The organism is Salicibibacter cibi (genome assembly GCF_016495865.1).
Lineage (GTDB): Bacteria > Bacillota > Bacilli > Bacillales > Marinococcaceae > Salicibibacter > Salicibibacter cibi.
Genome location: NZ_CP054706.1, coordinates 475,541 through 487,873 on the forward strand (window position 1 = coordinate 475,541; position 12,333 = coordinate 487,873).

A 12,333-nucleotide genomic window follows, 5' to 3' on the forward strand; every position below is an offset into this window, starting at 1 on the left:
ACAAGGAGATTTCGTTATGATTAATCAAAAACGTATTGAAGAGAGAATAGAAGCACTCAGCAAAATTAGTGAACAAAACGTAGAATGGGTCGGCGTATCGCGTCGTGCGCTTACTGATGAAGATAGAGAAGCACAAGCCTTAACAAAATCATGGATGGAACAAGCTGGTATGTATGTACATTTAGATCCGGCTGGAAATCTTATCGGTCGCAAAGATGGGTTGGATAAAGGAGCTAAACCATTAGTTATTGGCTCTCATATTGATTCCGTTTTAAATGGTGGTAAGTATGATGGCACCATTGGCGTGATCGGAGGCATTGAAGTTGTTCAGCACATTAATGAGGAAAGTATTGAAATCCAACGGCCGGTAGAAGTGATTGCTTTTTGTGAAGAAGAAGGGTCACGATTTGAAGATGGGGGGGTTTTCGGTAGTAGAGCAATGACCGGAGAGATTAAATCGGAACATTTGGATGCCAAAGATGAAAAAGGTATTACTAGAAGGGGGGCTTTAGAAAGATTTGGATTGGCTCCGAATGAGATTTTTACCAAAGGAATTAGAAGAGAAATGGACTTATATTTGGAGATGCATATTGAACAAGGCCCAACATTAGAAAGTAAAGGTATCCCTATCGGTGTAATAAGTGGCATTAATGGCAGGTATTTTGGAGAAATGACTGTGGAAGGAGAAGCCAATCACGTAGGGGCTACCCCAATGGCTCAACGCTATGATGCATTAGTGGGAGCAAGTGAAATTGTAATAGAATTGGAAAAAATATCCTATAGATATGGTGCGCCAGCTGTTGGGACAGTAGCAAAAATGAATGTTATGCCGGGGTATCCTAATGTTGTTCCAGATCGTGTTGAAATGTCGGGAATTGATATACGCGATTTAGATAACGAAAGACGTGATTTAATTGTTGAGCAACTGCAAAACAAAGCAAAGGAAATCGCTCAAGCAAAAGGGCTTAGTGTCGAATTTAATGATCGATTGAGAATGAGTTCCGCTTTGTGCAAACAGCATATTATAGATACGATGGAAGCTGCCGCTGAGGAAATGAATGTCTCCTATCTAAACATGGCAAGTGGTGCTTGTCATGATGCGCAATTCATGGCTGAACTATGTGATATGGGTATGATTTTTGTGCGATCGACTGGAGGAAGTCATAATCCACAGGAGAGAGCATCAATTGACGATATACAATTAGGAACTGAACTTCTTTCACGAACAGCATTAAGTTATTTAAAATATTAATAAAAAAAAATAAGTTATATTAATGGAGGATTACCATGCAAGCCGAACAAAAACTAAAAGATCTGGATATAAATTTACCTAAAATCGCTGAAAACAACGATCTTCCTTTCTCTACCAAAGGAGTAATTGTTGACAAATTAGTATATTTATCAGGGCAAACAACTATGATAGATGGCGAAATGAAAATTACTGGTACAGTTGGATCTGCAGTAACTGTGGAAATAGCGCAAGAGGCAGCAGAGGTATGTACGTTAAATCTAATTTCGGCTCTAAAGGATCTGATTGGAGACCTAAACAAAGTGAAAAGAATTGTAAAATTGACTGGATATGTTGCATCAGATAAAGACTTCGATCAACAAGCTAAAGTTATTAATGGAGCATCCAATCTCTTAAATAGCGTTTTTGGTGGGGAAACCCCACATGCAAGAGCTGCAATTGGAGTTGCTGCATTGCCTGGAGGAACCTCAGTTGAGGCAGAAATGATAGTAGAGTTAAACACATAATTATGTAAATCTCAAAGCTCTCAATTTTGATGCTTATACTTTTAGCAATATCGGACCTTGAACTTAAAAACCAAGGGTGACCATTCGTTTAGTAAAAACTACACAAAAGAAACGATGGCGACACGGATCGCCATCGTTCTGTATCCGCCCTTCTCTTTTACGATGAATAAATTATAATGACACGTGTGTCGCACCCTTTTTTATGAGGTTACAAACGTTAAGACCGATACAATTGTTGCTCGCTTAAGCGGCAAAATTTTAAAAGTTTTGTTTGTCATGGGACAACGAGCTTGTGTCTTAGATCGAGCAAAGCATCTTCAAGAGAGGCACTATAAGGCGCAAACCGCGTAAGCAAGGAGTAGTAAAGAAAACTTCCATATGATGGGTAAGTAATGATACTACAATACTACAACACTCTAGGAATTAAAATCGGAGAGGGAGAGATTACCATGATAAATTCAGATCGACTTGAAGAAAGAATTGAAACACTTGGACAAATTAGTGTCCAAATTGAGGGTTGGACTGGAGTAACACGGCTTGCACTTAGTGATAAGGACAAGGAAGCAAAAGAATTAATGAAATCTTGGATGGAACAGGCTGGCATGGATGTACATTTGGATCCAGCGGGCAATCTTGTTGGCCGCAAAGAAGGTCAAAATAAAGATACTAAACCTGTTGTTATAGGCTCACATATCGATACCACTTTGAATGCAGGAAAATTTGATGGCACTGTTGGGGTCATTGGAGGAGTAGAAGTCGTTCAGCATATGACTGAAGAAGGGATTCAACCTTTGCGTCCCATCGAAGTAATTGCTATTAATGATGAAGAAGGTATACGTTTTAAGGATGGTGGGCTCTTTGGCAGTCGAGCCATGACCGGTAAGGTCGGATCGGTAGACTTGGAACTTAAGGATCAAAATGGTATCTCGAGAAGGGAAGCATTGCAAGAATTTGGTCTAAATCCGGATGAGATCTTTACAAAGGCCGTTCGAAAAAAAGGAGATATGGATATTTATTTGGAAATGCATATCGAACAAGGTCCTGTTTTAGTTGAAAAGGGTATTCCTGTCGGGGTTATTCAAGGCATCAACGGTCGTTACTTCGGACAGATTACAGTTGATGGAGAAGCTAATCACTGTGGAGGTACTCCAATGAATATGAGACATGATGCTTTTCTGGGTGCCAGTGAAATTGCCATAGCTTTGGAAGATCTAGTTAAAGACCACGGTTCACCGACAGTTGGAACATTATGTACAGCTGATGTTTATCCTGGGACTGATAATATAATTGCCGGACAAGTGAAATTATCAGGAATTGACATTCGAGATTTGGACAATAAAAAACGTGATGACATTGTAAACGATTTAAAAAAACGTTCAAAGGAGATCGAAACACGTAGAGGTCTCCACATTGAATTTAATGATAAATTAAGATCTAGCTCAGCTTTATGTAACCAGCAAATCATGGATACTATGAAATACGTGGCCGAGAAACGTGATATTCCATATATAGAAATGCCCAGTGGAGCTTGTCATGATGCCCAGAATATGGCTGAGTTGTGTAATATGGGAATGATTTTTGTACGATCCACCGGCGGGAGCCATAACCCGAGTGAATATGCCGATAAAGAGGATATCAAGCTAGGGACGGAAGTACTTGCCCAAACCGCCATTTATTATGCCACCAAAGCTTAATAAAACACTTACCCAAACGAAAACGAGGAGATAATCTTTATGAAAGAAAAAATTACTACTTCATTAGCTCCCGAACCGGCGGGACAATATTCACAAGGAGTTAAGGTGGGGAATCGAATTTATGTAGCTGGCCAAACTTCTTTAAATGTAGAGACTGGATCCATTCCTGACTCATTAGAAGAGCAAACAAGACAAGTGTTTGCAAACATTAAACATGTGTTGGCAGTAGGTGGGGCTACACTTTCAGATGTTGTGAAGGTAAACGTATATTTAGTGAACCTTGATCATTTCGATGAGTTCAACTCCGTTTTCAAGGAGTTTTTCACCGAGGAACCATTTCCGGTTCGTACGACTGTAGGCAGCAAGTTGAAAGGTATTGAAATAGAAATAGATATCATTGCTGAAATTGAATGTGCAGTCGTTAGTGTCTTATAAGCACCATCTCTAGGCAAAAGGAATCACGTGCACAACACAACAATTGACCGAAAGATTAGGTCATAGATGCAAGTGATTAATATATAATTCTGGGGATATAGATGTCACGAGCCCATATTGCATATCTGTGTACAATTAGGGTTCAAATCAGTACAGGTAAATGCCGAGAGGTTATTATATTTCGAAGAGGGAGGTAATTGTTTTGAAGACAATTATTAAAAACGGTACCATTGTAACTTCTTCTGATACTTATAAGGCAGACGTCATAATAGAAGAAGGAGCCATTACTGGCATAGTAAAAAATGCTACAGCATCCTCAGAAGACAAGGTCATTGATGTAAATGAGCAATATGTATTTCCAGGTGGGATTGACGTGCATGCTCATCTAGCAAACTCTGGAACAGTCGATGATTTTGAAAGTGGCACTAAGGCAGCGGCAATAGGGGGGTTAACAAGTATAATTAACTTCACAATGCCTAATGAGGATCAGTCCATACTCGACAATTTACGAGAATGGAAATCAAAAGCAAAGCCCTCTTATATTGATTACGGATTCCATTCCATTATTAATCAGTGTAATGATAGTGTATTGGATCAAATTCCATCATTGGCTAACGAAGAAGGAGTCACCTCCATTAAGTTATTTATGGCTTATAGAGGTGAAAATATGGTAAGTGACCTTGAAATGTATAGACTTATGAAAAAAGCTGGAGAAAATGGGATGATCGTTAATGTTCATGCTGAAAATGGGGACGTGGTTGACGAACTTAGAATGGAGGCGATAGCACAAGGTAATACAGACCCTATTTATCATGCCTATACAAGACCCGCAACTCAGGAAGCAGAGGCAACGAACAGAGCAATTCGAATTGGAGAGGTAGCAAATACTCCTGTTTATATCGTCCATGTCAGCTGTTCTGATTCACTGGAGCAAATAATTGAAGCTAAAAAAAGAGGTATAACAGTTTATGGAGAAACCTGTCCACATTATTTAGTTTTGGATGAAACTTATTTAGAACAAACAGATTTTGAAGGAGCGAAATATGTCTGCTCGCCTCCACTTCGTAAAAAAGAAGATCAAGATTCATTATGGAAAGGCATTGCCACAGGAAATATTTCTACAATTGGTTCCGATCATTCTTCGTTATTATTTGATGATGGTAAAAAGGGGAAAGAAGATTTCACATTAATACCAAACGGTTTACCTAGTATAGAAGATATTTTTCATATCACTTATCATTTTGGTGTTCATGAAGGTCGAATTTCATTGCAAAAGTTTGTGGATGTTGTAAGTACTGGACCAGCAAAAATATTTGGAATGTATCCGAATAAAGGAACTATTGCTGTTGGAGCCGACGCAGATATTGTTATCTTTGATCCCAAGCAATCGAGAGTTATTTCCCAAAAAACACAATACCAAAGTACGGATTATAACATTTATGAAGGCATGGAAGTTAAGGGTGCTATCATCCGCGTTTTGTCTCGTGGAGAAGAGATTGTTCGAGATAATACTTTTTTAGGAGAACCAGGGCGAGGAAAGTTTATATATCGAAGAAAGTTTTCAGAAAGTAGTATGAATTATAGTGAAAGTGACTAATAATCAGGAAAAAATGTCTGTGATTTTCTTGTAACCGTTTTCGAACGGATTTGCTCGAGCTTTATCCGGGGCGGGCTAGCCCGCCCCAGGTAAACCCTGGAAACCCTGTGCCACGGATCATGATGGTAGTGTTGCATTTAATATTGCAATTTACGATTTTTAAGGTGAAAATTCAATGCCGTCTATCAATCGCGTGCATTTATGATTAAACTGGGTTCTAAAAAAAAGAGCATTAATAATAGGGATGGTGAAAGTTAAAATGGGCTCTAATTTGAGTGGTAGTTTTCAAGATAGATGGGACTCTTCCCTATACAATTCTGATTTAGCACCCGTTCCAACAGAAAAAAAGAGTTGGACATGGTGGACCTATGCTTGTATTTGGATGGGAATAGCACATAATGTAAATCAATGGATTATAGTAGCTATAATGATTCAGCAAGGAATGAGTTTTTGGCAAGCATTTGGAGTTGTGTGCTTTGTGTTTGGGATTGTATATATCGCTATAGTAGCGAATAGTATAGCTGGTGCAAAATTTGGCATACCTTTCCCTGTTATTATTAGAGCAGCATTTGGACACAGAGCTGCTTTGGTACCAATTTTCATACGAGGCGTTATGGGGATTTTTTGGTTTGGAATCTTTATGTTTTTAGCTAGCGAAGCAATAGATGTTGCATTTGGAGCTGTTATTCCCGGGTGGGGTGGTTTGGAGGATATTCGAATACTTGGAATGGGTCTGAATACATTAATTGGCTATGCAATCTCTATTGCTCTACATTATTTCGTTATTACTAAAGGGATTCAGCGAATAAAGAACTTTGAAATGTGGGCAGGCCCTGTAATTATGGTTGTAGCTATAGGTCTAGTTTTCTGGGCTATGGACGTTGCGGGTGGATTTATGCCATTGATTACTATTGAGTCTACAATTTCAGGTGGAGAATTTTGGTCGCTTTTCTTTCTATCGGCAACGGGAATAATTGGTACAGTGGCTACTTTAATAGTAAATATTTCTGATTTAACGAGATATGCTCGGAGCCAAAAAGACCATTTGATAGGCTCGTTAATTGGTGTGCCCGGGATGTTTATTTTATTTAGCGCGATTACACTTCTCGTAACGGCTGGTTCTGTAATTGCGTTCGGTGATGCCGTTTATGACCCGATACAAATCATAGCACAATTAGACAACAATTTTCTTGTTTTTATTGCTGCTATAACAGTTTTGTTTTCGATAATAGGTTTAAATGCTGCCACAAATGCAGTAGCAGTAGGATTTGATTTGGCAGCTCTAGCACCTAAGTATCTTTCTTTTTCAAGAGCTGGAGTAATCGCTATCGTAATTGGTGTATTTATGGTTCCTTGGTTATGGTATGGTCAGGCAGAAACTATGAACAATATTATGGGTATACTTGGTTCTCTTATGGGAGCGTTGTTAGCTATCATGTTAGTAGACTTTTATTTTGTGCGACGCAGGAAATATGATGTAGACAGCTTGTTTATGAAACATGGGGAATATGAATATAAAAATGGTTTTAATTGGCGTGGAATAACAGCATTTGCTATAGGCTCGTTTATAGCTTTAATTGGCCTTATCATTCCTCAACTAGGATGGTTATATAGTTTTAACTGGTTTTTGGGAATAGCAGGAGCTGGTATCTCTTACATGATATTGACAACACGTAAGGTAGATAAAGAGAAAAATACAGAGGTAACAACCTCAGATGACATAGCTAACTAGTTGAATAACCGAGCAAAGTTGTGTCATTTAATAGATGGAAGTAGGCTACCTGAGATCAAGTAGGACAGATGGTAAACGGAATAGAAACACTTACTTTGCATAAAATGGGCTAATACCACCTTTAAATGTTGATTAAATTTCAAAGCTTAAATTTCTAGCTCAAGATCGAGCGAAAATGAAAAAATTCCCCCAAAGAGGGGGAAGCTAGTCAGGTGAGGCAAGGAAGCCTTTGCCTCACCAGCATCAGTGACGAGATGTAATTTTAAGGGAGGACGGAAATGAATGTTTTGGTTACAGGGAGTTCAGGTCTTATTGGAGCTTCCTTAGTTAAAGGTCTAGCAGATGAGGGTTTTAAAGTGATTGGATATGATAAATTTAGCAACAATGCTATCCCTCACAAAGATTACAAATTTGAGGAAGGAGATCTTTGTGATTTTCCCCGTTTGGCTTCGGTCATAAAAAAATATAAGATAGATTCAATTATCCATTGCGGAGGCATGTCTCATCCTCAAGTAGGTGCTATCTCGCCCTATAATATAGTGCAAACAAATATAGTGGGAACTACAAACGTTTTTGAAAGTGCACGTTTATTTAATGTAAAAAAGGTTGTTTATATAAGCTCAGGTGCTGTTTACGGAAAGAATCAGTTATGTGTTACAAAAGAGACTGACCAATTAAACCCAACAACTATTTATGGTGTTTCAAAAGTAACAGGGGAACAAATTGCTGCTGTTTTTGCTTCAAATTACGGAGTAGAAAGTATCTCATTAAGATTGGCATTTGTCTATGGTCCTAATCGCCTTATGCCTGATCCATTAAAAATGTTATTGAGTCAAGCAATAGCCGGAGAAAATATATATGAAGAAAAAGGTGCAGATCAAAAACTGGAATTTATTTATATAAAAGATGTAGTTACTGCAATAAAAAAAGCTTTGATTTTGACTAATCTAAAACATAATGTTTTTAATATTGGAAGTGGCGTAAATGACTCATTGATGGAAGTGATATCCGTCATCAGAGGCTTGTTTCCCAATATTTCAATTGAAATAGGGAAAGGTGATTTTGGCTACGATAGAATAGGAGCGTTTGATTGCTCTAGAGCAAAAGAGGAACTTGGTTTTAGCCCAAACTATTCTTTAAAAGAAGGAATACGTGACTATGCTAAGTTTTTGAAAGAATATCAAAATCAAACATAGATTTTTAGCACAAATTAAATAGAAAGAAGGTAGATCTTTTGAAACTGAAAGGTAAAGTGGTGGTCATAACAGGAGCAGGTCCAGGTTTGGGAATGGGTAGAGGCTTTCCAATTGCTTTTGCTAAAGAAGGAGCGAATCTTTCTCTGAATTACTACGGAGAAAATAAAAGTACAGTTGAAGACTTTAAAGACGAATTACAAAAATATGGATCTGAGGTAATTTTGAAGGAAGGAGATATATCAAATGAAGAAACGGTACAGCAGTTAGTAGAGTCCACAATAAATAAGTTTGGAAGAATAGATGTTTTACTAAATAATGCAGCTATTTCAACTCAAAGTCTAATTAAAGATATGCCAACCGATATGTGGGATAGAATGATGGAGGTTAATTTAAAGAGTGTCTTTCTAACAACGAGATATGTAATTCCTCAGATGATTTCTCAAAAACATGGAAGGATAATTAATATAGCTTCTCAAATAGGACAAAAAGGAGGTGTAGAACATAGTCATTACGCGGCTGCCAAGGCAGGGGTAATTGGTTTTACAAAATCAATAGCACAAGAATTAGGTCAATCCGGCATTAATGCAAATTGTATTGCACCTGGGCCGATAAATACCCAATTAATGGCTGGGGTGAATGAAGAATGGAAAACTAGAAAGTTAAACGAACTTGTAGTACCTCGACTAGGGGAAGTGGAAGAGGTTGTCCCTACCGCTATCTTTTTAGCATCAGAACCAGATGGTAATATTTACACAGGACAAACTTTAGGCCCTAATTGTGGAGATGTAATGTTATAAAGTTTGTAATTAAGTAAGGGCAGTCATTCCCAGCGAGTTAGTTAATAGGGAGGGTAAGTCTGAAATAAACCACTGATGCTTTTGCTAAATAAAAGCGCATGGCAAATAAGCCATCACTAGATGACTGATTTGGTAATGTATGGTAATAAGGGTGGTTGGAGTCTACGTCACTGTTTCCTTGATCCGAAAACCTTGGGATTTTGCCAATGATAGTGCTTGTTCAACCGTGATTTCACGGCTTACCGGAAGAACATCGGCTTTTTGATACAAATCCGGATTGTAAGGTTCTTTCTTCTTTAGGATATGGTAAATGGCTGTTAACAACATGCGTGCGATAGCGATGATGGCACGCTTGTGTCCTCGACGCTTTTTGATTCTCAAATAGCGGTTTCGGATTTCGGGATGTTTATCGCTTTTGACGACAGCGGTCGCACAATGGACTAAAAGGGGCTTGATGTAGACCCCTGCTCTGGAGACTCTTACTGACTTTTTCTTGCCGGCACTTTCGTTATTTGTAGGGGTTAACCCTGCCCAGGAACATAAATGCTTAGCTGTCGGGAACACGTCCATATCGACACCTATTTCAGAAACCACGGCAATGGCTGAAAAGATGTTTTTAAAGGACGGAACAGTTAAGATCAAGTTAATTTCTTCTGTGTAGGGCTCGGCAAGGGAAAGGATCAGTTCCTCAAGGTCAGATTTTCGTGCGTTAAGGTTGTCGTAATGTTTTTTAATAACGGCCAATTTACCGGACTGTTCTGGTGTAATAAAACCCTCAACGGCAAGTTTCAGCTCTGGAATTTTATGATCCATGGAGCCGTGAATCAGAGGCTCAATGTCAAAGGTGGTGTCCGTTGGATCTTCCAGCAGCTTGCCAATGATATTCATGGAACTTTTTCCAAAGGTATCAGACACCACATTTCCAAGCTGGATGTTCGAAACGGTAAGGCTGTTTTGAACTCGATTTTTCTCGCTTGATGTAAAGTTCGTTAGTTTAAAACGATAACGCATCAAGTCACGAAGCTGCCGAATAGCGAGCGGAGGCATAAAGCTTCCGGCTACAAGGTCATGTTTGAATAAATCAGCGATCCATTTCGCATCCTTTTTATCCGTTTTTTTACCACGGATGGCTTTGACGTATTTCGGATGGGCCAAGGTGATGTTGCAGGAATGTTCCAAGACATTGAACACGGGAATCCAGTACTTTCCGGTCGATTCCATGCAGACATCCTTGCAATTGTGTTCACAAAGCCACTGTGACAGCTCTTTCAACCCTTTGGTATAGGTTGAAAAGCGATGGCGTTTGTAAGTCGTGACGCCTTCGTCGGTAGAAGCAATACAAGCAACAACAAAGGTTTTGTGGACGTCAATACCACAACAAATGGGATATACAATTTTTAATCCCATCAAGGTTTCACTCCTTTCTAGAATATATAGGGATAAACAGCATTGACTGATTGCCCAGCAATAAACGAGTGAGTTGTTTATACAAAGATAAGTCTACGTGCTCGATGGCACACTTATTTGTGCTTGGGAAGGCAATCTACACATATAATTATTCGGTCAATCCGCTATCGGAATGGCCCACTCACCTCCGCGTGATTTGTAGTTAACTGCGTATCCCTATAAATCTAGAGTAATACAAAAAACGCTCGGCGCAAGTACACATTTCATGACGTTTTGTGCCTTGAGCGAAAGGAATGGCTATAATTATGAGTGTTGAAAATCTTAGAGAAAAAATCAGGACAGCAATTGACTCAGATGAATTGATGGATATAGTAAGGAAATTGATATCAATCCCAAGTCATACAGGGTTAGAAGAAAAAGAAAAAAATGTTGCTCAATATTTATATGAGCTTTTTAAATCAGAGGGAATTGATGTTTATTTACAAGAAGTATTCGATGGTCGTTCCAATGTGATAGCAACACTAAAGGGATCAAGTAACGGGCGTAGTTTAATGTTAAATGGACATATTGATACTGTCCCACCTCTTTCAATGGAGAGCCCTTTTACACCAATAGAACGTGACGGTAAACTATATGGCCGCGGATCTGCAGATATGAAATCTGGTGTTGCTACAATGGTCTATGCCTTAATTGTCCTCAACCGATTAGGTATAGAACTTAATGGGGAGCTTGTTTTTGCTGGTGTTATAGATGAAGAGTCGTCAAGAAGTGCAGGAACCAATTTCATTGTAGAAAATGGACCGAAGACAGATTTAGCTATAGTGGGTGAGCCTACTAGCCTTCATCCTGTTGTTGCGCATAAAGGCATTACTTATTTTGAGGTTAGTTTTACTGGAGAAGCAGTTCATTCCAGTGTACCTGAAAATGGTGCAAATGCGATTAATGCAGCTGCCGATTTCATAAAACGAGCGGAGGAAGAGTTGGTACCAAAATATAAAAAAATGAACCATCCATATGTGGGGGCGCCTACAGTAACTATGAATTTGATCCAAGGAGGATCTAAGGGGAATATGCCTTATTTATCTGATCCTAATTTTGCAATAGCGGGTACTGTAGCTGACACATGTAGTGTATATATAGATATACGCTGGACTCCTTATCAAAGTTCTGATAACATTCAAAAAGATGTAGAAGAGATTGCAAAATTTATAGAGAAAAAACGTCCGAAAATTAATGTTGAAGTAAAACCTATATTACCTCATCCTGCAATGGAGATAAAATCTGATCATGTTTTAGTACGGTCTGTACAATCAAATTTAAGAGACGAGTTAAAAAAAGAGAAAAAGATAACCGGAGCAACATATTGGGGTGATTCTGGATTGTTATCTGACCTTTCAAATATTCCAACCCTCTTGTTTGGGCCTGGAGATATAGGATGTGCACATTCAGATAATGAGTTTATCGATATTAAACATATTGAGCCAGCAGCTATAGTATATGCGCTTACTGCTTTAGAAATGTGTGGGAAGAGTTAATAAATGCCAAATGGTTACTGCCAGCATCAGACCAATTAAATTGAAAACATCATAAATATAGCCTCTCGGAATTCGTGAGCCAAAAAAGGGAGGAGCGCTAAAATCTGAACTGGGAAAAATGGTAATGGAAACCATTTTCAAAAAAGGGCGCACTGAACTAAGGTTTGATCAGACTATTTTTAAAA

The 12,333-nt window shown here is 38.7% G+C and carries 10 protein-coding genes; 9 read left to right on the forward strand and 1 reads right to left on the reverse strand.

Features of this window, described 5'->3' with window-relative positions; all coding sequences use genetic code 11:
- Positions 1–16 precede the first annotated feature (16 nt).
- From HUG20_RS02390 to HUG20_RS02425, 8 genes are all read left to right on the forward strand, one after another.
- The gene (locus tag HUG20_RS02390; protein ID WP_200087638.1) at positions 17–1,252 is read left to right on the forward strand and encodes a M20 family metallo-hydrolase; all 1,236 of its coding nucleotides are present in this window, start codon (positions 17–19) and stop codon (positions 1,250–1,252) included.
- A 35-nt stretch (positions 1,253–1,287) separates the two neighbouring features.
- A complete protein-coding gene (locus tag HUG20_RS02395; protein ID WP_200087641.1) occupies positions 1,288–1,755 on the forward strand; it encodes a RidA family protein in 468 nt (155 codons plus the stop codon).
- A gap of 449 nt (positions 1,756–2,204) precedes the next feature.
- The gene (locus HUG20_RS02400) at positions 2,205–3,449 is read left to right on the forward strand and encodes a M20 family metallo-hydrolase (protein ID WP_200087643.1); all 1,245 of its coding nucleotides are present in this window, start codon (positions 2,205–2,207) and stop codon (positions 3,447–3,449) included.
- A 39-nt stretch (positions 3,450–3,488) separates the two neighbouring features.
- Positions 3,489–3,884: a RidA family protein gene (locus HUG20_RS02405; protein ID WP_200087645.1), complete on the forward strand. Its 396-nt coding sequence runs from the start codon at positions 3,489–3,491 to the stop codon at positions 3,882–3,884.
- 202 nt (positions 3,885–4,086) lie between these two features.
- The gene (gene hydA / locus HUG20_RS02410) at positions 4,087–5,481 is read left to right on the forward strand and encodes a dihydropyrimidinase (RefSeq protein ID WP_200087647.1); all 1,395 of its coding nucleotides are present in this window, start codon (positions 4,087–4,089) and stop codon (positions 5,479–5,481) included.
- A 244-nt stretch (positions 5,482–5,725) separates the two neighbouring features.
- The gene (locus HUG20_RS02415) at positions 5,726–7,213 is read left to right on the forward strand and encodes a cytosine permease (RefSeq protein ID WP_200087649.1); all 1,488 of its coding nucleotides are present in this window, start codon (positions 5,726–5,728) and stop codon (positions 7,211–7,213) included.
- A gap of 278 nt (positions 7,214–7,491) precedes the next feature.
- A complete protein-coding gene (locus HUG20_RS02420; protein ID WP_200087651.1) occupies positions 7,492–8,409 on the forward strand; it encodes an NAD-dependent epimerase/dehydratase family protein in 918 nt (305 codons plus the stop codon).
- Positions 8,410–8,447: 38 nt separating this feature from the next.
- Positions 8,448–9,206, forward strand: coding sequence for an SDR family NAD(P)-dependent oxidoreductase (locus HUG20_RS02425; RefSeq protein WP_200087653.1), 759 nt, complete (start codon positions 8,448–8,450; stop codon positions 9,204–9,206).
- Between the two features lie 162 nt (positions 9,207–9,368).
- Here the strand turns inward: HUG20_RS02425 and HUG20_RS02430 are convergent, their stop codons facing one another.
- Complete coding sequence (locus tag HUG20_RS02430) at positions 9,369–10,613, reverse strand: IS110 family RNA-guided transposase (RefSeq protein WP_200087656.1); 1,245 nt, start codon at positions 10,611–10,613, stop codon at positions 9,369–9,371.
- Positions 10,614–10,918: 305 nt separating this feature from the next.
- On the opposite strand from HUG20_RS02430, the gene HUG20_RS02435 reads away from it, so the two are divergent.
- Positions 10,919–12,148 (forward strand): M20 family metallopeptidase, encoded by a 1,230-nt coding sequence (locus HUG20_RS02435; protein WP_200087658.1) that lies wholly within the window; start codon positions 10,919–10,921, stop codon positions 12,146–12,148.
- The last annotated feature ends 185 nt before the right edge of the window (positions 12,149–12,333 follow it).